General features: G+C 56.8%; 9 protein-coding genes and 1 pseudogene. 1 reads left to right on the top strand and 9 read right to left on the bottom strand.

Features of this window, described 5'->3' with window-relative positions:
• Nucleotides 1-51 precede the first annotated feature (51 nt).
• The 6 genes and pseudogenes from Enr13x_RS25610 to Enr13x_RS39120 form a co-directional block, all read right to left on the bottom strand.
• Nucleotides 52-744 (bottom strand): phospholipase D-like domain-containing protein, encoded by a 693-nt coding sequence (locus Enr13x_RS25610; RefSeq protein WP_145389637.1) that lies wholly within the window; start codon nucleotides 742-744, stop codon nucleotides 52-54.
• A 36-nt stretch (nucleotides 745-780) separates the two neighbouring features.
• A complete protein-coding gene (locus Enr13x_RS25605) occupies nucleotides 781-3,048 on the bottom strand; it encodes a sulfatase-like hydrolase/transferase (protein WP_197455357.1) in 2,268 nt (755 codons plus the stop codon).
• 567 nt (nucleotides 3,049-3,615) lie between these two features.
• Nucleotides 3,616-4,206: a YdeI/OmpD-associated family protein gene (locus Enr13x_RS25600; protein ID WP_145389635.1), complete on the bottom strand. Its 591-nt coding sequence runs from the start codon at nucleotides 4,204-4,206 to the stop codon at nucleotides 3,616-3,618.
• A 4-nt stretch (nucleotides 4,207-4,210) separates the two neighbouring features.
• Entirely contained in the window at nucleotides 4,211-5,395 is a 1,185-nt protein-coding gene (locus Enr13x_RS25595) for a hypothetical protein (RefSeq protein WP_145389634.1), read from the bottom strand.
• 75 nt (nucleotides 5,396-5,470) lie between these two features.
• Nucleotides 5,471-6,955 (bottom strand): sulfatase, encoded by a 1,485-nt coding sequence (locus Enr13x_RS25590; RefSeq protein ID WP_197455356.1) that lies wholly within the window; start codon nucleotides 6,953-6,955, stop codon nucleotides 5,471-5,473.
• 498 nt (nucleotides 6,956-7,453) lie between these two features.
• Nucleotides 7,454-7,777: pseudogene (locus Enr13x_RS39120) on the bottom strand (IS4 family transposase); the annotation flags it as partial.
• A 589-nt stretch (nucleotides 7,778-8,366) separates the two neighbouring features.
• On the opposite strand from Enr13x_RS39120, the gene Enr13x_RS25575 reads away from it, so the two are divergent.
• Nucleotides 8,367-8,744 carry a hypothetical protein gene (locus tag Enr13x_RS25575; RefSeq protein WP_145389631.1) on the top strand — a complete coding sequence of 126 codons (378 nt, stop codon included), beginning with the start codon at nucleotides 8,367-8,369 and terminating at the stop codon, nucleotides 8,742-8,744.
• Nucleotides 8,745-9,154: 410 nt separating this feature from the next.
• On the opposite strand, the gene Enr13x_RS25570 is transcribed toward Enr13x_RS25575, so the two are convergent.
• Genes Enr13x_RS25570 through Enr13x_RS25560 form a run of 3 tightly spaced genes read right to left on the bottom strand, consistent with a single transcriptional unit; the run spans nucleotide 9,155 to nucleotide 23,812 of the window.
• On the bottom strand, nucleotides 9,155-9,946 hold the full coding sequence (locus Enr13x_RS25570) for a hypothetical protein (RefSeq protein WP_145389630.1): 792 nt from the start codon (nucleotides 9,944-9,946) through the stop codon (nucleotides 9,155-9,157).
• 14 nt (nucleotides 9,947-9,960) lie between these two features.
• Nucleotides 9,961-22,224 (bottom strand): putative Ig domain-containing protein, encoded by a 12,264-nt coding sequence (locus Enr13x_RS25565; protein WP_231744444.1) that lies wholly within the window; start codon nucleotides 22,222-22,224, stop codon nucleotides 9,961-9,963.
• Nucleotide 22,225: 1 nt separating this feature from the next.
• Nucleotides 22,226-23,812, bottom strand: a complete 1,587-nt coding sequence (locus Enr13x_RS25560) for a hypothetical protein (RefSeq protein WP_145385934.1) — start codon at nucleotides 23,810-23,812, stop codon at nucleotides 22,226-22,228.
• Between the last annotated feature and the right edge of the window lie 52 nt (nucleotides 23,813-23,864).

Raw genomic sequence — 23,864 nt, 5'->3', positions numbered from 1 at the left:
CATCATTCTGCCCCGTATCATTCTGCCACACCTCTTCCCCACCTCCCCCCGCTACCGCCCCAACTCCTCCCAAAGCTCATCGAACGCCCTGCGAAACGCCCCCAGCAGCGCCGTGTCGCCGGTGACGATGAAGTTTTCCTCGTTGTACTTCGCCGCGCTTCGCGTCCAGTTGTAGCTTCCCGTCAACAGTTGTCGCTTGTCGAAGATGGCGAACTTGTGGTGCATGTGATAGTCCGTCCGGTCGACGCGGACGGGGACTCCCAGACGTGCCAATTGGTCGATATCGGAACCCAGGTCGGTCGATTTGTCGTTGTCGGAAATGATTCGGATGGCGACGCCGCGTCGGTGCGCGGCGAGGATCGCGTTTTTGATCCGGTCGTCGGTGATTGTGAACACACAGACGTCCACCGCCTTGCGCGACGAGGTGAACAACCGGTTGATCTTGCCGACGCAGGCGTCATCCGGACTGAAGAACGCCTCGGATCGGATCTCGCGATCGCCGGCTGACTCCCTGGGCACCAGGACCTTCAGGGCGTTTTCCAGCCAGTCGATCAGTTCCGCATCGTTGGGGCCGCCGAGTTGATCGCGTACCAACTGAAAGGCGAAGTTGCGGGCATACGCCAGTTGCCGGTCATCGTCAGCAAATTTTTCAACCACTTTCGCGAGCGCCCGCTTTTCACCACGGGTCAGCCGGTAATCCTCCAGCGTGATCTTCAGCGCGTCTTCAATCGATCCATCGGACATGGCCGTGAAACTCCTGTTGTTCGTTCGGGGGTTGGATCAATGACAGCGCAGCGAGACGTGGTCTTCGTCATACACGATCGTGAAACGCGTTCCGTCGGCGGCCACGACTTCGCCGTCCGGGTTACTGAAGGAGCCGACGATTCGGTTGGCCGCCATGACGGTGTAGGTTTGCCCAGGAATCGGCTTGAATCCGTTGCCGGTCGTCACGACCAATTCGCCTGCCAAGGTCGCGGTCCCATGGATCTGCACCGGTGCGTGGTTTTGCCCGATATCGGCGACGCGGAGCGTGCCGTGCTGCAATTGGTGATAGTCAGCGTGGATGCTCAATTGCGGGCGTTCGGTTCCGACCAGGTTGACCAGACCGTCATTGTAGAGCGTGCCATCGATCGTGCCGGCCCCGGTGAGTGTGCCGTCGGGCAAGACTTCGATCCAACGCAGCGTCGAGAGCGTGCCTTGATTGAGCGTCAACGATCCGCCGGCTGCGATTCGAATTTCGTTGCGTCCGGTCAGGTTCACGTCCCGCCCCAACTCCAACGACTGGGCTGCGTTCTTTGAATCTCCGCCGCGGATCTGCAGCCCCAGAAACTGCAAGTCCTGATCGGCGCGGGCGATGTTGGGACGATCGCCGTTGTTGTCGATGCGAGCGGTCCAGGACAATTGCGGAGCACCATCGTCGGTCATGTACGTGACGCCCGCGTTGGCGTAGCGATAGTCGGACCAGTTGGCCGCGTCGGACGTCGACGCTCCGTCTTTCCCCGTCCAATGGTGATAGGTGTTGGCGAATCCACGAGGCTCATCGACCCGTTCGCCCAGCAACAGCGTTTCGAGTTCTTGGACCAGTTCGGGATGCGCCGCGGCGATGTCGTTGGCTTCGGCGTGATCCGCATCAAGGTCGTAGAGTTGGAAGCCCTTTTTGGTGCGAACCAGTTTCAGATTGCCACGGATGATGGATTGCCCGTTGCCGGCTTCGTGGATGATGAAGTCGCGTGTGCGTTGTTGGCCCCGGCCGGTCAGCGTCGGCGCCAGGGACACGCCATCGATGCCCAGCGGCGGCTTGGCGCCGGCGAGTTCACAGAAGGTTGGCAGCAGGTCGGTCACGTCGACGACACGATCGACATCGGTGCCAGCTTTCAGAATCGATTGGTCATGAATCATCGCCGGCCAACGCATCAGCAACGGCACGCGGATGCCGCCTTCTTGAATGCTGCCCTTGGTCCCGCGCAGCCCGCCGTTGGCGTCGAGTTCGACAAGGTTCTTGCCGCCGGGGCCACCGTTATCGCTTTGAAAGATCACCAGCGTGTTGTCGGCAATCGAATCGGATGTGTCGCCGTCGTTGTTCGGGTCTTCCAATGCCGCCAGGATGTTGCCGAAGTGTGCGTCGATGCGGGTGACCATCGCCGCCCACTGCCGGGTTTGGTCGGCAAGGTTGGCGTAGTGCGGATCGTTGGCGTAGGCATGGTCCCAGTCTGGCAGGCGTTCGATTTCACCGAACGGGGCATGGGGGATTTGCACGGCCAGCAAGCCAAAGAACGGTTGGCCGGATCGATTGTAGTTGTTTGCCTGGTCGCGGACGAAGTCTAACGCGGCAAAGGCGTAGCAGTCGTCGCAGTACGCGGTCTTGGGATAGTCGGGGTGATCTTGCAGGGCCGGCGTGTTCGGATAGTTCGCGCGACCTTGGTAGCGGGCCATTGAGTTCGGGATCAGCTCGATGCCGCCGACGGCACCGGGTGATGCGGGCGCGTTCCACAAGGTCGGTTGAAAAAACGTGTGCGCCCGGACGTGGTGCAGTTCGGCAAGAACGTGTCGGTATCCGTGCGAGGTCGGCAGCGTTTGCACGTTGTCGATGACGGGATTGGCTTGGTCCTTGGAGCCTCCGTATCCCCATTTCCCCCAGTATCCCGTCACGTAGCCGGCTGCCGACAACGCATCTCCCATCAAAATATCGTCCGCCCGCATCGCCTTTTTGGCGTTGTTGGGATCATTGCGATCGGCGAACGTGTGGCCTTGGTGGAACCCCGATTGCTGGGACGATCGGGCGGGGGAACATACGTGGCATCCATAGCCGCGTGTGAAGTTCAATCCGTGGGCGGCGAGTTGATCCAGGTTCGGCGTGCGCACCGAAGCCAAACCCTTGGCACGGCGATCGGCTTGGCCGTTCGGTCCGATCGACCCCCAGCCCATGTCATCGACATAGAAGTACAGAATGTTGGGGCGTGGGGCATCGGCCCTTAAACTCGAAACGCCAACGCCGAACCAGAGACTGGAAATCGCGGTCAGCGCAAGGAACAAAGAGAAGTGTTTCATCGGTGCATCCGGGAGGTCGGCTGACATGCAGGTTTCGATCCGCGATTAAAGTCCGACAACGATTGTAAATCAATTTGCCCCACCATTGCGCCAGTTGAATCACTCCGCCAGAAAAATGGCCTGGACGACGGTTAGACTGATGAAAATCCTGTGACGACACGTTGGTGCCCCATTTCGAGGTCGAAATGGGGCATCGAGCATACGTGTTGGTGTCTAGGCTTTAGCCGATCCTCGTGGCCTGGGTGACGCCGAGGGATTTCAATTTTATGACTACCGGATTTCTAATCGATGCACGGGCACGCCTCTCCCCCACAAATCGACAAGCAAGCTGGTTAACGAGAGAAGGGGAGAATCTGACCGAATGGGTGAGAGGTGGTTGTCGGAGGGGTGTACGACGTCCTTTCTAGGTCGTCGCGCAGAGCCCCACGGGCGACGGCCCGGAAGGGCCATCGTACATCCGAAAAGCGATCGCCTTAAGCCGGACGGTCTCTCAAGGCTGGACACCAACGGTTGGGGAATCGGTTTCTAGCGACGCCCGCGGAATCGAGTCCTGGCGTCTGTCGCGATTCAACGATACTTGTCATTCAGCCCCTTTCCTTGGGCGATCATCGGAAGGATTTTTTCGAGGCGTGATGCTTTCGTCGTGTCGCGTTTGGCATCGGCGATGTAGTCGGCGTATTCACGTTGCTTGCCTGGGGTGAGCTGGTCAAAGGCGGTCCTGGCCGTCTTGTTTCGGGCCAACGCCGCCTTCAACTCCGGCGGGATCGTCACGGGCTTTCCACGCACGGGCTTGATCTCGTGTCCCTCAATCTGCAATTGGGTCGCTTCCTTGACGTAGGCTTTGATCGTGCGGGGTTTGATCTCTTTCATCGACGTCAAACGCCACTGACGCATGGCTTTTGTTTTACCGTCTTGGGCGTTGATCAAAACGCCCTCGGGGTCGGACAACAAGCCTCCCTGGAAGAACCATAACCCGAAATAGGATTGGAACGCACCGATTCCGACCAGGTTCTTGCCCTCGTAGGTATAACAGGGCGCGCCCCACTTCACCGTCTCGTCGAGTTCCGTCGACCGTAAGATCTCGCGAAGTCGTTTCAATTCATCCTGCCAGCTTTCAGATCCGGCAATGAATTCATCCACGGTCTTGAAGCGTTTCACGGTGCTACTTCGTTTTGGTTCGCGGTGGTGTCACCGGCAGATCCGCGTCGGGCCCATAAAGACTCGGGTATTTTTCGGCCAGTTGCGCCTTCAATTCAGGCCGGTTGGCCAGCGCGCCCCTTCGCCGGCGAACGTTCTTTGCGTCGTCCACTCCCGCCAACGGGGCCGCAGCGGGCATGACGCGCGAGTCCCAACCGGTCAGATCCGACGGTTTGACACCTTCGTAATAAAACGCGCCGTTGGAATACGGGGTGGGGGCGTAATCACCGACGAGGCTGACGTCCAGGTTCGGTTTGATCGTGTCCTCCATGCCGCACGCCCACAAGCACGCGTTGACGAGAAACCGACGCCCGTCTTCGCTGAGCAGGTCTTCGGAGGCGCCGAACGAGGCGTAGACGACCCGCGCGTTCTGCTTCTTCCCGGAGGGGGCGACGTAGGAGTCGCGTGCCCAACCCGCGTTGACCAACGGTTTCTCGGTGTTGATGTCATCGCTGGGGCCAAACGTGTTGAGCACCTGGACTTCCAGCAACTCGGCGGCATCGGCCGGCGGGTGCGATTTGTAGGCACCGGAGTAGGCGTGAATCTGCTCGACGCCGCGGAGGATGGGATGGGCCTCGGCGCCGGCGACCGGCGTGATTCGGCTGCCCATTTGATGGTTCGTCCCATAGTGGCTTTGGCCGCGTTCCTTTTCCCAGGTGTTGCCAAAAACCTGTTCGCCGAGTCCGCCGTGGTAGTCATCGCCGGAGTAGTTGTAGTTCAGCTTGGCCCATTTTCCTTTTTGGCCGTTGAAGCAGTGCGTCGAGGTTCGCACGCCGACGACCGGGCCGCCGCGTTCGAAATAATCGACCAACAGATCGGCTTGTTGATCGGGCAGATTCATAAAACGGGTGAAGAAGAACAGCATGTCGGCGTCCTTGAGGACTTCCATCCCGGGCACCAATCGAGCCCCCGGCTTGATCGAACCTTGCTCATCCACGCCGAACAGGACGGTGCAGCGGAAGCCATGATGTTTGGCCAGCATCTTTGCCAGCGCCGGACACGTCTGCTCCGAACGATACTCGTGGTCATTGGCGATGAACACAATGTGTTTGCCCTTGCCGATCCCTTCGGTTCCTTCATAGACCAGCGGTTCGGCCATCGTCGGTGAGACGGCGAGCAAAGTGACGAGTGATAAGATCCAAGCTTTCATCTGTGATGTCGCTCCAATGAGTTGATTGAAAAGTGTACGTTTCGAATGTGGATCGATCGGAAGTGGAATCGGCGACTACCGGTTCTTGTTGGGGGCCGAGCGTCGACCGCCGCTGGATTTGCCGAAATCGGGATTCAGCTTGGTCGGGATAACCGCCTGGGTGTCTGACTGCCATTGCCGAAGGTGCTCCAGCATCTGGGCCGCTTTTTCGGGATTGGATTTGGAAAGGTCGTGTTGCTCGCCGAGATCGGAACGAAGATTAAAAAGCTGGACCGAGTCGTCCTCGAAGAACTGGATCAATTTCCAGTTTCCACGACGGATCACGCTGCATGGCGTCGCCCGCCAAACCATTTGCTCCGTTCCGAAGACCGGAATGACCTGATTGTATCCGGCACCGGACAGGTACAGCGGATAGTGCCAGAAAATGTTGCGTTCGGGAAGGGATTGCCCCGACAAGAGTGGCAGCCAGGATTTGCCATCGACGACCTGGGTGGTGGGCAGCGTCGCACCGGCCAGATCCGCGAACGTCGGCATCAAATCGACCCCCGTGATCGGCGTGTCGCACGTACTGCCCGGTTCGACCACGCCGGGCCAACTGACGCAAGCCGGAACGCGGATGCCGCCTTCGTAAAAGGCGCCCTTGGCCCCCTTGAGCGGTTCACACCAGGTGACCCCGGAAGCACCGCCATTGTCGGACGTGAACATGAACAGTGTGTTCTCCGCCAAACCCTGTTGTTGGAGCTTCTCGCGGATGCGGCCGACGCTGGTGTCGACCGCTTCGATCATCGCCGCATAGGTCGGATTCCACTTGCGATCCCAATCGCGACTTTCCAGTTTCTTTTCGTACTTTGCGACAACCTCTTTACGGGCCCGTATCGGCGAATGCACGTCCCAATGGCAAAGGTAAATGAAGAACGGATTCGAGCGATTCTGGTCGATGAACTCGCAGGCCGCATTGGTCAGGTTTTCGGCGACGTCGATGTTGCCGTAGAACTTTTGGCCAAGCCCGGCGCCCAACCCATTGGTGTCGTTGACATCGAAACCCTGGCCATCGGGACCGAGGTGCCATTTGCCGAAATGGGCGGTTTTGTAACCGGCGTCATGCAGTACTTCCACGATCGAAACCACGCTCGGCGGAAGGGCGCCCTTGGACGGAAACACGCCATCGCCCTTCTTGTCCTTGTTGCGTGGAACCAGGAACTTCATCTTCGAGGAGTCTCCCTTGGCCCTCATCCCCGGCGTCCACATCTGGGTGCGAGACACGTACATGCCGGACATGATGCAGGCGCGTGAGGGCATGCAATTGGCCGCCCCGGGGTACGCGGACGTGAACTCCATGCCGGATGCACACAGCGCGTCGATGTTTGGCGTTTCATAGAATGTTGCGCCGTTGTAACCGACGTCCGACCAGCCCAGGTCGTCGGCCATGATGTAGACGATGTTGGGACGATTCGTCGACTCGGCCATTAGGAGCGCCGGAGACAGGATCGGCGTCAGCAAAGTTGCCGTGGCTAGCAGCGCGAGGCGAGCGGTTCGGCAAAGCAGATGATGTGATGACATGGGGCGGCAACCGGAAGATGTTGAAACAACGAGCCGAACCATCCTATTCGATCATCATCACGTCTGCCGCGTCCCTCGACACTTCTCAAGAAATCTTGGCAAGATTCACGACGGATCGCACGAACCGATCGAGCCAAATGGAGCGCACCTCTTTGTCGTGCCGAGTCGGATGGTGAAGTTTCTGCCTCACGAGATGCTGTGAATCCCCACAGCACCGGCAGACGTGTTGGTGTCTAGGCTTTTGCCGATTCTTGACTAGAAAAGGGGAAGGGAGCAATAGTGTTCGGCCCGGCGTTTGCTCTGTTGCATGAAACGGCGGGGTCAGACGCTTAGAAGGAAGGGGCGATGCTATACGGCGATGCAGTGGATCGCCAAACAGCACGCATCTTACCGAGCGCGCAGCATCGACGCCGGGTGAATCATTCTAAAACGACTCCCCGTATCGCTTGTTAGAGATTTTTTGCAGACTCCGACTTGGCAGCTTTCGCTTCCGCGACTCGCTTCAGAGAACGATCCCAGCGAGGTCTTTGACGAGCCGAGCCGCTTTTGCACCTTTGCCAGTTCGCTCGCCTGCGTGAGCGCTCGCAAGCTCGACACGGTCGGATTTAGAACGTACAGCAACACAAGCATGCAGTATTGATCGTAGTGCAACTTGCGATTGTCGGCTGTGTCACGCTCGCACTGCTCGTCGTGCAGATGCTCCAACAATGGCTGAAGCATCTCAAAGTACTTGAGCCCTTCAATCTTCAGGTCGGGCTGCTTCTCCGTCGTCTCCGGACGATCAGCCGTAGCAGCTTGCCTGCGTTTTCGTCGCTTCGGTCGTTTCTTGGTCGCGGTTGCCGGTGAGGTCGTAAGTGAAGCTTTCGGTCTGGTCGAGCGTGTCGTCCCAGTGGTCGATGACTTCATCGGTCAGACGACCAACGGCGTCGTAGGTCCAATCGTAAGTGGTTGGATCAGAGAGGACCGGAGCGGTCTGCGGATCGTTGTCGTGGTCGAAGGCGAAACGCTTGGTGAGTTTGGTTCGTTTGCCGTCGGCGCGGACGTCGTAGTCGTATTCAGCGAGGGTGTTGCCCGATTGGTCGGTGTCCGTTGGGTGTCCAGACGGCCGAGGGCGTCGTAGTCGTAATCCGTCGTGATAGAGTTGCCAGTTGACGCATCGACCACGGAGTGGTCGGCGACTCTACCTTGCAGGTCATAGGCGTAGTCGGTTTCGAGTTGCTCGACGGAGTTTGCGGACTCGGTGCCCATGTCCAGACGATCGTCCGCCGCCTTTATTCCCCCCCCCCTTCCCCTTTTCTAGTCCTCGGACAGCGTCGCGAAGAACTGTAACCGTCGCCTGCGAGCAGCATGCATTCTGATTGCCAAGAATCTGATCAAGTGCCATCCGTTCTATCGTGGCCTTGCCGCAGTCATGAAACGGCGTGGCATTTCTACGGCAGATCGTCAGTGCCGAATCGCCAACCGTGCCAACCGAATGGTGTTTCAAATCGTCAGCGGACGACAGGTCTGGCGCGGCAAAGGAGTCGATCGAGACTACCTACTCTTCAAGCTTCGCGAATTCCATCGCAAACACGGCACACCACTCGACGCGACCGTGGCCGACATGAACGAAGCGTTTAAGTGGCTTCCCAAAGCGACACATGGCGAAGAATCCAAGACGCCGCTCGCAAAGTTGCGTCGTGAGAAACGTCGTGGAGCAGTATCGATCGGGGACCTATTGATTCCATTACTAATCCGCCTTGGAGTCTGCCAAGAATCTGAGTTAGAATCGAATTCGTCCGAAGCTTAGGGTCTCCGTTGGCTTGTCATCGCTACGCAAGTGGCACACTGAAAACATCGATCTGATCCCGAGGGCAGGCGCGGCTGCGCGAGCAGCTGCAGTCAACAAGCCCGTGGCAAAAGCGTGGTGCTCTGTCAGCGGTTCAAACGCCGGATAAGACAGTGTGAGGCTCCTAAGCTTCGGATATCTACCAGGGTGGCGAGACTGAACCATCCATGCTGAGAGAGACGTGCCTCAGTAGCCGACAAGCCATTGGACTTTGAGTCGCAAAAAAGTTACCGTGAGGTAATGCCGCTACCGGTTCGCGCGCTTTGCGCAAACCTGAGCAAAACAAAGTTCGGTTATGACAGTGCTTTTCTAGTCCTCCGTCTCAATTCGGCACAAAGTGCGATGTCAAAAAGGCCGGTCACAATTTTTCGCTAAGAATTGAAAATTACCAGTCGATCTATCAGCGTATTGGGAATGTCGAATTTGACTCGTTCATGAGTGGCGAAAAGCAAGACAACTGATACATCGAGCGCCAACTTGCACGGAAGATAATCCCGTTTCCCAACTGTCTTTCGAAACATCCGGCCAACTGAATCAAGTGATCGCTGGAACTTTTCCACGGCATTATCGCGTACCGAGTCTAGCAGGTTCACTAATAAGAGTTCGTATGTGTTCGGACTGCCTACGCCAATATCGGAGAGTGCCGATTTGGCAGCTCGGCCGTGCCCACACTGGGAGAAGCAAAAATAACGCCAAAAACCATCCGATGCGAACCATTCGCATGAGTCAGTAGTGACGTCTGGGTGAAGGAAACTGCTGAAGCGATGGAAGGCATCCCAATTTCCAAGCAAACCGGCGGCCAAGTGGGCGGGCACCAATTCCTCAATCCATTGTTGGTATCGATTATTGAGGTCCCTGTTAGATAGCGATCCATTCAACGATACATTCGGCACGATTCGGTCTCGCCAGCCTCCAAAGAAGTAGTCTTCGCACGCGGACAATGTCTTGGTAGACCAAAGCAGACACTCGGAGCGCTCTTCAGCTACAAATTTGGCGAGCATGATTTGCCATGAGTAATTTGCGATGGTCTTCTTAACTGACTCATTTGTATCAGCTTCTGGAATTTGCAGACGTTTCTTCAACGCTGACTCAAAGTATGAGATGTCCAGGTCTTCGGCAGGCCATCCGATTCTCGATGCTATCGTGTCACGATATTCTTTCATTCAAGTACTCACTATTAAGGATTGTATGAAATTGCGCCCAACTGCGAATAGTTTCTCAGCTCGAATGTTGTCTCTCCCACGGTTTTTGCTCCTTTATCAACAGGCGTTTTTGTCAGCAACACTTGAACTCTGCGCTCGTCAATGGCGTCTTGCAATTCCAGTCCCCACTTTCGGAATTCACCACCTTTGTTGATTAGCTTCGTGGCTTGACGTTGAATCCACTGTTGGCTCAATTGCTCCCCATGCTTGGTGATGCCGAGTGTCGGAGAGGATCCCTTACTGAAACCCTTGGCTTCTGCAATCACAAACTTGTCGCCGTTCTTGTAGAGGCCATCGATCCCACGATATCGAACAATAAAATCATCCAACGGTTCAAGTCCCAGCTTCTGCGCCGTTTTTACTGTGCCGAGTTCCCCACCAAGCTGCACAAGTTTTTCATCTGGAACGTAGTCATCAAGTTTTTGAATATAGGTAGAAAGTAGTTCTCCTGCGTCATCTAGTCTTCCTTTTCCACCTTGAGCCAGAACCGTTGCGAGATCGCCTCCCGAGCCGATCACTAACCTCCCGGTAGTTCCGAGCACGTCGAAGCTCTTTCCCAGAATTTTCGCAATTCCCGCACCAGGAATCAAAGACACAAGTAGTCCAGCCAATAGTGGAAAAGGGACTGACGATCCAATAGCAAGCAGCGACGCTGCGGTCACCGCGTCCGCTAGTGTTGCGGTCCGATCAATAGCAACGACTCCAACTGCAGCCGTTTTGTTGTTTCTGATCAAATTTCCTAAGGTCGAAACCACACTACCGATTGCGGCAGCGAAAAACTCTCCAGTCGGATCAAGTCCCTGTATCGGATCCCCATGCACATAGGCGTACTTGTGCAGCGACTGCGGGTCTTCCAGCCAACCCGAGAACGGGTCCAGCCGATTGAACCTTCCACTCACCGGGTCGTAGAACCGCGCCCTGAGGTACTGCTGCTGAGCTTTGGCATCGAAGTGCTCGCCGGAGTAGCCAAGGCTGCTCAATCGCTGCAACACGGGCACTGAGACGCCGTCAGCGCCGTGCACGGCGAGCATCTCGCCATATGCGGCGAAGGTGAAGACTTGGGCGATTGACTCAGCGGTGCCAGCGAGGGCGTACAGCACGCGAACGCTGCCATGGCCGTCGTGACCGAACACATGCGTCTCAGTTGTGCCGCCCTCGGTGACGGTCTGAGCGATTTCATCACTGCCGAACGTGAAGTCGACCTGCTTGACCACCGCGCCCTGGTCGTCGTAGGTCGTTTCGCGAATCGTCTGTGTGTAATCGGCGTGGTTGTGGTGGTCGGCCAAGAAGGAGGCTTCAGACGTCAGGCTCCAGACCTCAGCAGCGAGGTCGGCAGACAGTGTTGTTCCATTTTCGGAAGTGAGCGAGACGCGGTAGGACTTGCTGTCGTACTCGTAACTGGCACGTTCGCGGGAGTTCAACACACCCGCCGCGTCGTAACCTTCGTTGACGACCGCGTTCATGCGGCCTTGCAGGTTGTAGGAGAAGAGTTGCGAGCTGCGAGTGACGAGTGTCGAGGTGGAGGCGACCGTCTTGGACGTGTTCTGCGTGTGATCGTAGGTGTACGTCGTCGTGGTGTCATTGTTGTCATCGACCAAGTCATCGAGGACTTCATCAATGAGTCGGTCATTGGCGTCGAAGTTGTAGGTGATGGCCTGGTCGACGCCGTCGTTTCCGTGGTCACGTTCCAAGCTGACGCGGTTGCCGGTGAGGTCGTAAGTGAAACTCTCGGTCTGGTCGAGCGTGTCGTCCCAGTGGTCGATGACTTCGTCGGTGAGTCTGCCAACGTCGTCGTAGGTCCAGTCGTAAGTGGTTGGATCAGAGAGGACCAGAGCCGTTTGCGGATCGTTATCGTGGTCGACGGCGAAACGCTCGGTGAGTTTGGTTCGTTTGCCGTCGGCGCGGACGTCGTAGTCGTATTCGGCCAGCGTGTTGCCCGATTGGTCGGTGTCCGTTTGGGTGTCCAGGCGGCCGAGGGCGTCGTAGTCGTAATCCGTCGTGATGAGGTTGCCAGTTGACGCATCGACCACGGAGTGGTCGGCGACTCTACCTTGGAGGTCATAGGCGTAGTCGGTTTCGTGTTGCTCGACGGAGTTTGCGGACTCGGTGACCGTGTCCAGACGGCCCAGGGCATCGTAGGTATACGCCGTGCTTCGCTCAGGTGTTGCGCCCGGAAGTGCCGAAACTGCCGTGCCGACGGGGTGAATTTCCGTCGCCGTCATGCGGCCCAACGGATCGTACCGATAGTGCAAAACGCCTTCTTCGGAGACTTCAGCGAACACGCGGCCGAGATCGTCGTAGGCCGTCGTTTCCGAACGCAGGACGTTGCCCGCCGAATCCAGCTTGGTTGCCTGAGTTCGGTGTCCCAGGCCGTCGTAGCCGTATCGCCAAGTCTCGTCGGCCGTGCCGATGCCGTTATCGTAGGCGGCGACGGACTCAAAATACCGCCGCTCGCTGAGTCGTCCCGTCGCCGGTTCGTAGACGTTTTCCGTCACCACACCTTCAAACGAGACATGCGTGGCCTGACGACCATGGTCGTCATAAGTCATCGTCTCGGTAAAGGCCGCGGAACCTGATCCGAGATCCTGAATCCAGGAATCCAATTCGATCTGGTCGGCAATCGCACCGTCTGTTCCAAAGCCGATCGGCAAGGTTCGTGACACCTGTTGTCCGCCGGAATCGTAGGTGAACCGTGTCTCGCGAAGGAGCGGATCGATGATCGTTGCCTGTTGACCAAGCTCGTCGTAGGCGTATTGGTATTTCGGTCTGACGAGTTGATCGGCCGACAGGGGATCGGGAACCGCAGGCAGTTCAACGGATGTCAGCTGGTCCCGGTCGTTGTATCGATAGAGCTTCGTCGGAATCAGATTTCCTGATCCGTCAACGTACGATTCTTCAACATCCGACCAAGTTGCAGTCGTTGCCCCAGAAGTCTGCTGCATTTCGGCGACCAATCGGTTTTGATCGTCAAAACGACTGGTGACAAATGAATCCACCGTTCCCGAGGAACGCGAGGTCGTATCGGTAAGGCTGTCATAGTGGATTGTCCCGCCGGTCACATAGTCGGTCCGGACAAGATTCCCTTGGACATCACGGTGGGAAACCCTATCGACCGACTGATCGTCTTCGACCGCCGTGAGAGTTCCCGTGTCGGTGATCACCTGGACAAGCCCCGATCTTTGCAGTTGGAGGCGACCAAGTTCGTCGTATTGAGACTCTGTTCTGAGCCGGACGAGCGTGTCCGTGCCGAAGCGCGCATCGAGTCCGACCACCGCCGCAGCCAGAGGGTGTTCGAGCGAAGCCGACAAACGCCCCGCGGAATCGTACAGAGTGTCCCGAATCGTGCCTGGCGTCAGTCCGATCGCTGCGTAGGAATCTGGGTTACCCAGATGCAAATCAAATTCAGCTGGCAACGTGAGCACTGCGAGTTCGTCGGCGGAGAGCGCGGTTGTCGGAACCCGGCCGGTGATTGTTCGCGCGACTCGGCCTTGGGAATCGTAAAGCGTTTCGGAGGCCGAGAGGAGTTCGCCGGGATCGGTGACGACAAAACCCGGATGAACGTCTCCGGAAAGGCCGGCAGAGGGTTGAAGCTCAACAGATCGATGTCGTTCCACAGCGATCTGTCGCCCGAAGTCGTCATAGACATACTTGGTTGCCGGGGCCGAGGGAGTGGACGCGCCGTTGTCCCCAAGTGCCGTTCCGATCGGCAACAGGAAGGCGTCGGTTTGGTATTCCACACGTCCTTCGGAATCGTAGATTGTTCGAATAACCTGCCAAACGGCTTCCGACGCGCCCGATGGCAAGTATTCGGTGCGTGATTCAACGGCATTCCCATATTGATCGTAGACCGTTTGACTGCGCTGACCGAAGGAGTCGACCGTTTCACTCGATCGACCGAGGTCGTCAAAGGTAAAGGTGCTGGTCGAGATCACTGATCCCGCATCGACCAGACTGGAAGCTTCGAAGCCGTCTACCGCGTCGATATCGATATCCAGCCCGATCAGACGGCTGGTCGATTCGACGCGGCCGTAGCTGTCGTAGACGGTCGCGGTGCCCGTGATTTCGGCGACTGGCGTGGAAATGGGGGCAGAGTCCGACGAATAGATTTCGCGGCCGAAATCGTCATACACCGTTTGCTGAACCAGTTGGACGTCATCTCCAAACTCATCGACCGTGTTGGTGATTGTCTGGATTTGATTGCCGGCAAAGTTGTAGGTGATCACCGATCCCAGACCGCTGGAATCGGTTTGACCGACCAGTTGTCCGCGATCGTTGTAGTCGTAGTCGGTTTGGTCACCACTGGAAGAAACAAACTCGGTCTGCAGACCGTTGACATAGACCGACTCGGTCCATGAGATCAAATTCACAGGACTCGCCGTGTTGACAGCGGTCGTCGAGAATCCGTTGGTATCCGTCGAAAGGTTGATGTCCAGATCGGCGTACTGTTCCGTGCGCGTGGTGCGGCCGGATTCGTCGTAATACTGCATCGATCCGGTCGCGATCGACGCACCGGGTTGCTGCACGTTGGTGGCGATTTGCCGGCCGGCGGCATCGTAAACGGTGCGCCGAACCACGCCGCTTGGGGAGGCCGATTCGATTTGTCGGCCTGCCGGGTCGTAGGTGTAGGTGGTTTCCCGGCCGTACTGATCGATGCTAGCGGTCAATTGGCCGGCGGCATCGTAGCGGCTTTCGAGTCGTGGATTGTCCGTATCATCCGCGGGCGTGTTGTCGGGAAGCACGGTAAATTCGATCCGGCCGAGCTCGTCGTATTCGTAGATCGTCGTGCGACCGTACACGTCAATGTCCGAGTAAAGCCGACCGGCGATGTCGTAGACATTGGACGATCGAACGTTGTCAGTCGAATCAAGCGGAGTAAAGTCGGGTACGAGTTCTGCGAGCACATTGCCTGCGAGATCATATTCGGTCTCGCTACGACGCCCCAGATGATCGGTTGTCGCGACAACCCGTCCGAACACGTCGTATTCGGTAGTTGTCGTCCCTGTGAATGTGGAAACGTTGGTCACGCGACTCTCCGGATCTCGTTGATAGACCGTCGTCCTGCCAAAGACTTCTTCCCGGCCCGTTTCACCGAATGCGTTCTGAGTGGTTTGCGTTAGCAACCTTCCTAACGGAAATGCAGGGTCAGCAATCGGTTCGTACGTCGAGTTGACAGTGACAAAGTTGGATACTCCGAATTCGTCCTCTCCTTCGATGCGAATGCTTCGTGTGTAGGTTTCAAAACCGGTTGCGGCCGTGAGGTAGAATTCCTGTAGGCCGTTGTAACCCTGTTGATACTCTCGTTCGAGCGTAACAGCATCCCCGCTGGGATCAATCGTCGTGCGGGTCTCCAATATCTGCTTGCCGAGCAGCGAGGGCATATAGGGAACGCCGCCGAGCTCTCGTGTCGCCATGGTCGTGACGGTCGTTTGGCCGAGGGGATTGGTGTGCGTGCGGACACTGCCATCGGCAAAGTACGTCCAGTAGGACGTGTTGCCCAGCGGGTCGGTTTCGCTGGTTTTTCTCCCTATCGCATCGTATTCGTAATGCGTTCCCCGTCCGAGCGGGTCTATTTCAGAGAGCAGTACCCCATCACCACGGAAGTCGCGAATCGTTTCGCCACCGAGTGCGTCGACCGTACGAACTGGGAATCCGCCCCAGTTGTATTCGTGCATCGTCGTGTTGCCGAACGCATCAATGATTGTTTCGGTCTTCGCCTCCTCATCGGTGCGAGTTTCAATTCGCCGCCCCTCGGCATCGATGATGACGGATAGACGGCCGCCTTCGTCATCGAACTCGTATTCTGTCAGACGATTTCCGTTTTCATCAAACACGCCGGCCAGTTTTTCTGTGTCGCCATGGTACTCATAGTGCTCCACGCGACCCGATCGGTCCGTAAAGGATTCCAGGCGTCCACGGGCGTCATAGGTGTAGTTGATTGAATTCCCGAGCGGGTCAACGATTTCGGCAATGCGACCACTGGGGTCGCGGTTGATCAGGACACTTGCACCGTTTTGTGCAATGAACCCGTCGTCGCTCATCGTGACAACACTTCCATCGGTTCCTTCGACCGAGATCGCTTCTCCGCTATCGGGATTGAGGTGATAGACGGTGCCATTTCGGGTCCTCACTTGAACGAATTCGGTTTCTCGGCTAAACGTTTGATAGCTTGCTTCGCCATGGCGCGTGAAGATCAGATATTCCCCCTGAACGTAATAGATGGGAGTGTCTGGTACGAGCAACGCGCTGGTTGTCCCCGGATCGGGTACCCATTTGACGTGGGACATCGGCGGCGATGACGACAATGCGTTGGCAGGTTCCGGCTGGAAAGTCCAACTTTCTGTCGTGCCATCAACGTGTGTGAAAACGGCCTTGTCTCCATAGCGCAATGGGATTCTGTCGTCGAACGTGCTAAACGAAGTGTCGGCGTGGAAAATTTCCAAACCCGCGCCGGGAAGTCCGAGTCGCCATCCCGGCCCAAGCGATTCGTCGTTTGCCCATTTGTCCGAGCCCCGATTGCCGTTTCCGAGGCTATCGTAACTCCTGATGATCGGGATCGGAGAGGACAAGAACGGCACCGTCAGATCCGTAACCGCGATCGTTAGGTTCCCGAGTTTGAGATCCGAGTCGACTTCGATTCGGACATCCGCCGTCGAAGTATTGTTGGCAACGTCGGTCGCGGAGACGACAAGCGTATAGGAATCGTTCGCCAGATTGGTCGTGTCGATTCGGGCTACCGCGTCGGCAACAATCTCGGGAACCAGGTTGTTGACATCGCCGGTCGAGTGGCTGAGCGTGATCGCTGCGCTGCCGTTGGATGGATAGAGTTCGACCAGAACGTCAACCAGCCCGGTATCGTCGGTCACCGTACCGATCACATCGGTCGGAGTTGACAGGGAACCGGAAGGCTGCGTCAGCTGAACGGTGGGGTAACCGTCGTCTTGCAAGTTCAGGATCGTGACATCCTTTCGTGCCTCAACGGAGTTTCCGGACGTGTCGGTCGTCGTCGCCAACAACGTGACCACTCCGGTCAAGGCCACGGACGTGTCGATCGAGGCACGTCCGAGGTGGTCAACGGGAACAGGAATGTTCAACTGTTGAACGGTCGTGCCGTCGTCCAACGATTCGATGACCAGTGTCGTCTCGGCGATGGCTTGATTGTCAACGGCATCAATTTGGACTGCGATCGTTTGATCGATCAGCGCTTGATCGCGATCGGTGTACAACGCGATCGTCGGAGGCGTGTCGTCGGTGATGACGTCGATCGTAAAGGTTTCAGTCGACGTTGCGATTGTGTCGGTGACTGACAAGGTGACCGAATACGGCGAATCGTCCACATGATCGATGGTGGGGGTCCATGCGATGCGGCCGATGTGATCAACCACGATCCCGAGATCAATGGAATCGTCGTCCAGCGAGTAGTACAGAACGTCACCATTTCCGTCGCTGGCCCCAGCTCGGAATTGCATTGTTGAATCAATAACGATCGTCTGTGGTCCGATCGGGTCGATGACGGGCACCAAGTTCCCGAACTCGGTCACGCCCATCAAGACGTTCTGAAAGGCGGTTTGTTTGCCGTCGGATGCTTCAAACCGGAACGGCACAAGCTGCTGAATGTAGGCGGAGCTTGGAGTCCATTCCATAATCTGCGTCACCGGATCAAACGTCGCGCCGGGAGGCGCCGTGGTCATCGAGTAGGTGATTGTGTCTCCATCGTCGTCGTCGGCCGCGACTTGATAGGACCACAGTTCTTCGATCTTAATCCGCTTTGGCGGTGTGCTCGTGAATTCGGGAGGCGTATTGAAGAGTTCCTCACCGTGATCTTCGGGCAGCGATTCGACATCAAACTGCATCCTGATTTCCAGGCCGAGTTCGTCCGTGACTCGAAGATCGATCTCGCGCCGGCCCTCCATCAAAGGGAGCCAATCAATCACTCCGGTGTCCGGATCGATGTTCAGATCGCCAAGTTCGTCGGCTGTTGTACCGGGTCCAAGCGAGAAGGTGAGCTGGTGTCCGTCGGGATCGCTGGCGCTGACCGCATATCGGTAGGGAACCAAGACGGGTGTCGTTACCTCGCGGATTGGGGCCACAGTGGGTGGTCGATTGACGTTGATGACATTCATCGTCACCGTTTCGAGATCCGAAGCCCCGAGCGCGTCGACGACCATCACGTCAAACGTATATGTCCCGACCTGTGATGCGAGCGGTGTCCAGTGGGCACGGCCCGTGGCCGGGTGAATCTGCATGCCGCCCGGTTGGCCATCGATCACATAAGCCAATGTGTCACCGTCGTCGTCAATTGCAATCACGTGTCGTTCATAAAATTCGCCAACGACCGCGTCAATAAAGTGCGCCGATTGGATCCGCGGCGGCGTGTTAGCCGATCCGTTGATCGCCGTCAGCGTATAGGTCTTGTCGACCGTTCCGTTGGGATGGCCGTCGGAGACTGTGACGGTGAAAGTGTGGTCACCGCCTTGGTCGGCCGCAGGTGTCCAGGAGATCACACCGTCGGGCGAAACCGACAAACCCGTCGTGGTTGAGGTCAGGCCGTAGGTCAACGCGTCGCCTTCGGCATCAAACACGTCCAACACGTGTCGATATTCGCGGCCGATCGCGACTCGTCCGGAGATTTCGGAGCGAATTTCTGGCGGCGTGTTGTCGGGGTTTACCGAAACATTGATCACGTAGTCTTGGAAATCGGCCCCCATCCCGTCGTCGCGAACCCAAATCGAAATCGGTACCGATTCTGCCTTGGTCGGAGTCCACTCCAAGAGACCCGTTTCGTAGTCGACGATGATCTCGTTCATGTACGGCGAGTTCACCAGATAGGTGAGCGTATCTTCCGGATTTGGGTCCTGTGCGATTACCTGATAGATGTAGGGCTGGCCGACCACTGCCGAAGTGACGGGCGGCGACTCGATGACGGGAGGTTGGTTGTACTTGCCATTGATCGCAATGTCGTAGGGCTGAATGTCGAAACCACCATGCTCATCCTCTACTCGGATGGTCACATAAACAAGATCCGGCGCCGAAATCGGCGCGGTCCAGCGGATCGCTCCGGTTTCGGAATCGATCGTCATCTCCTCGGGAGACTGAAGCAGTTCGAACGTCAAAGAATCACCATCCGGATCGTTGGCCACGACGTCATATTCGTACAGCCCCAATCGTGGCGCGACATCCGGAGCAATCGAGGTGATCTCCGGTTTTTGATTGTTTGAAGTGCGAGCGCTGATTGCAAAGTCAACACTCGCGATCGTTTGCCCAACCGCAAGCGTCACGGTATGCCAAGCCCCTGCGGAAGTCGACGCGATGTCGTCCTGCCCGGGAACGACCATGACGACGTGATCGCCCGCGGGAAGCGTGTCGAACTGGTAGCTGCCGTCGACCGTCGAACTGACCTGCACTTCATCGGCATCGGGAGCCTGGTTTCCGTTGACATCGATAAACACTGGAATTCCGGGCAATCCAGCCTCCGTCACCGATTTCACACCGTCGCCATCAAGGTCGCGGAAAACAATGCCCGAGATCGATGCGGTGGAGTCGCCGGAAGGTTCCAGGGTGAACATTTCATCGTCGGAAAGACCAAGGCCATCGTCAACCGCGATCGTAAAGCTCGCATCAGTCGTCAGGCCAAGGGGCGGCGTCCACGAGAACAGACCCGTTGCCGGGTCAATGGCCGGCTCGTCTGCACCAGAAAACCCGCCATTGCCAATGATGGTGTAGTGAAGGATGTCTCCTTCATCTGGATCGGTCGCGCGAACCTGATAGTGCTTGGTTTTACCGGCAACGTAGGTCGCAGGGGCCGTGGAGGAAATCAGAGGAGGCCGATTGTCGGGTTCCGATGAAACTCCCAACGTATAGGGCTGCTCGGTTGAGTTGCCTGCCGTATCGGTCGCCAACAACACGATCGGATACGATGCAACATCATTCGCATTCGGTGTCCATGTGATCTCCGCGGTGCCGTCACCGGTCGGTGTCAGTTGCATTCCACCGGGAACGGTCATTGTGGGATCAAACGAGATTGTCACCGGCAATCCAGCCAAGCTCTTGGCCGCCACGTCGTAGCGATACGCCAGATCCATGACGGCCGACGTCACCGGATTGGTCAGGAAGAACGGGGCCTGACCCTCAATCGGCGTCAGCACCGACAGTTGGTAGTCCTGCACGCCGACCGCACCTTCGGGATCGGAAACCTCCAGGACGACGTTATGAAGTCCGAGGTCGGAAACCGATGAATTCCAGACCAGCGTCGGGCCGGATGTTCCCGTCGCTGGCACCAGTGACATCGCATCTGGCCCGGCGGCGATGCGGTACGTTAAATCGTCTCCGTCGGGGTCTTCGGCGCGCAATTCGTATTCGTAAACAGATCCAGCGACCGTAGCAGTGATCGGTGCCGACTTGAATTCTGGCGGCGAATTCGGTTCACCGATCAAGACCAGATCGTAGGTGAATTGATTACGTTTCGGCACCAAAAACTCAGCCGTTCGCTGCTGAGTCCATTCGTTCGGAGAGAGAGTTTCGTCGGTAACGTGATTGCTGAAGTCCAGATAGGGAATTCCGTCAAGCGTGATCCCGTCAAAGTTGTCCAACGACACCAAATTCGACGAGAAGTTCGTAAACCCGAGCAGGAGCGGAGTTTCGAACTCACTGGACGACAGGTTTTGGACCGAAAGGTCGACGAATAAGCGGTCTTCAGACTCCGACCAAGATGTCGTCGCGTAACGAACGCCAAAGTCACCGCTGTTGGCCGAGTCGATTTGCGAATCGACGTAGTCCAACGAGTAGCCTTCGATCGTAACCGAGGTCGATGCCTCTTGACCATAAATATCAATCGCGGTGAAGTCGAACGGATTTTTCCCGCCATAGATTGGCGCCGCGTAAAAGAAGTTTCCTAGCTCATCTAACGCGTCGACGGCCGATCCGTTGACCAACACTGCGGCGATCGGTGCTGTCGAAAGGCCGGCTGTCGCCATGCCGGTGATCAAGACCGTGTCACCTGAGACTGCATCAAAATCGATCGTTGGCGAAGAAATTTCGATTTCCGGGGGCGCGACAATCCAGGACTTCGATGCAGTGGCGGTTTCCGTTCCCGCGACGGCCGAGATTTGATCCGTCCCTTCACTAATTCCTTTGTAGTGGAAGACCGCGAAACCGTTCTCGTCTGTATAGGCAAACCCTGCTGCAGCGTTGACGCCTTCGACCTCGAACTGAACGAGAATTCCGCCCATTGGGTTGTCCAATGCGTCCGCAACGCGGGCGACCGCATGTCGCGTCGAGTCGACTCCGGCGACTTCCGTTGGCGGATTGATCGTGATTGATTCAATGTCACCGATTGAAGAAAGTGATTGACCGCCGATATACCCGTAGGAGTCATAGAAATCAATTCCATAGCTCGTCACTGAAATGGGCGTCTGGCTTGATATGACATGTTCACCGACCGTGATTGGGACTTGCGCCCCGGAAAATCCCGAGTCACCGATCGAGACGAATAGCAGAGGATCGACTGCAACGTCATCGATCGTGACGCCGGCGATCGCTGAAGACTGGGCAATGATGTTGACATGGTTCGTTTCGAACGTCTCGGTAGGCGTGCTGACTACGATTTCAGTCAAGTATTGCTGTGTCGGCGGCAGCAGCACCATAAAGGGATCGCCTTGGGTCGTGCTGTGATAGGCTGCTCCATTGGCGTATTGGCCGACAAGGATTGGCTTGTCGGAGCTGATTTCTGCAGGACCGTCTATGATCGTTTCGTAGAATTCGCCTTGGTCGAGCGCTGCAACGATTGTTCCATTGACTGTGACAGACGTATCGTCTTCATTAGCTAAGAATCGAAATGTGTCACCGCCGTCGCGACCGGCGAACGGTATCGACAAGAACGACGATCCCCAAGTTGACGTTGGGGGAAGTTGCTCGACAAGGTGATCGCAGGCAGCAAATGTAGTTGGAACATTCGCACATTCATTTCCGCTGAATACCGCGATCGGTTTATTGGAGGCAATCAGAGTTCCGGTCAGATCATCGTTGTCCATTCTCCGACGCAACTGGTACGTTTGCCCGCGGTGGAGTGTGATCGTGTACGGATCCGAGTTTTCACCCTCTACATCAGCTGGTGGATCGATTTGGATCTCTGTATGGTCTTCCGTTGCAACGACAGCAAATTCCGTTGCTTGGCCGTAAGGATGATACGGATTCTGGTCGTAGACTGGGTGGGTGCATTCCCATTTAGTTGACGCAAAAATCACGTTAATCGTCGGCCGAAAGGAGTTGTTGGTCAGTGGCTTCAACTTTGCAGCTCATTGGACGAGGCTCCCAGTGCCAACTGTCGCTTGCCTGGGTGCGACGGAATTCGGCCAGCTCGCCGATTGATTCATCCCAACGATTAGGAATCAGATGAGCGCGAACTTGAAGCATCTGCTCCGCGTTTTCGCTTTTCCAAAACATTGCATTGCTCTTTAGACGCAAATTGATCACGCGGCGAATGCTGCTTTCGATCGCCCCGCTACCACAAGGGATTCCGCTGCGACGATAGGCAGGGTAACTCAACCGACCCGCTTCACCATGTCGGCAAAGGTAATGGATTTCTGTTTCCAGTTCTGTGGCCGATTTTCCGACGCGTTCTAGGCCGGCGAGCTCATCAACCACTCGCCGCCATTGACCGTTTCGCAGCAGCGTTCGGTACTGACGATAAAGCCCCTGGCGGACGTCTGCGTCGAGCCCAAGCGAAGCAAGCGCTTTGGAAACGTGATGCACCGCATGGCAGCAGTCCAAGACCTGATGCGTGACGACGCTCGTGAGTCCCGCATATTGAATGATGCGATCAATACGATCCCAAATCCAGGGGGCGCCATCGGCGACGAACGTCACGCTATGTGCCTCCGCGGCTCCGAGCCGATGCAGATGCATCGCAACCAATTCGGCGATCGCGTCGGGCCCAGTCAGGGTGCCATCGATCGTCGCTTCATGCTCCTTCACCATCCGCCCCTGCTCGTCGTGAACAAAAATCGTCATCAGTTTAGGCTCCCGCCAGTCCGCTTCAAACGAGCGTGCAGGTTTCTTTGCCGAGCGTCCGGGCGAGTCAGCTTGCCCCTGAGCGACATCATCGCTTGACGCATTGGAAGTCGATGCAGGTAGCATTTTGCCGCGTATTTTCATTCTTCCGCCATCAATTTGCACCGACACTCGTTTCCCGGCCAATTCACCGGTGCTCGCCAACTTGCCCTGCCGAAACAGTTTGAGCCGATGCCGTCGTAGGCGCAATAAGCCGTCGCCAGATTGATAGGCGATCCGTTTGACCGCCTTGATATCAAGTGTGATACCATCGCGAACCAGTTCTCGGTGAGCCACTTCGATCGAAGGACACAATGCCACTTGGCGTGCCACGCGACTCTCCAGCGCGGGCGAGACGCCTTTGCCGAACCCGAATTGAGCAAGCGAAACATGCAAGCCGACGCGGGGCGAATCGTCTCGACCAAGCAACTTTTTCTTAGGGGCACAGTAGAGCGCTGTGGCCCAGAACAGCATGCCGCCGAGCAATCGAACGGCGACCCTAGTCTCGCGCCCTTTCTGAAGCGGTCTTGAGAAGTTGACCCGACTCGATTGGCATGCTTTTTCAAAACCTTTTTCGATCATGGTCGCGGAGATCAGCCCGGCGACGACCATGTCCGCACCGCGGGCAAAGGCATCATGGATGGTTCTTTCCAGCGTTGCGAGTTGCTCGGGATGATCTGAGATCCGTTGTTTCCAGAGCGTAACTTTGGGAACCAACTGAGCGTAAAAGAGCGCGAGCATTTCTTCAGCCGACTCAATCCGCTCACCATTCTCTTGCCCCATGTCTAGTCCTTGCATTGTCGTCGGCATCCTTGCTAGGCGAGTGGAAAATCAT

The sequence above is a fragment of the Stieleria neptunia genome, assembly GCF_007754155.1.
Classification (GTDB): Bacteria; Planctomycetota; Planctomycetia; order Pirellulales; family Pirellulaceae; genus Stieleria; species Stieleria neptunia.
The sequence above is the reverse complement of the archived record's forward strand: the minus strand, read 5'-3'. Positions and strand labels throughout refer to the sequence as shown.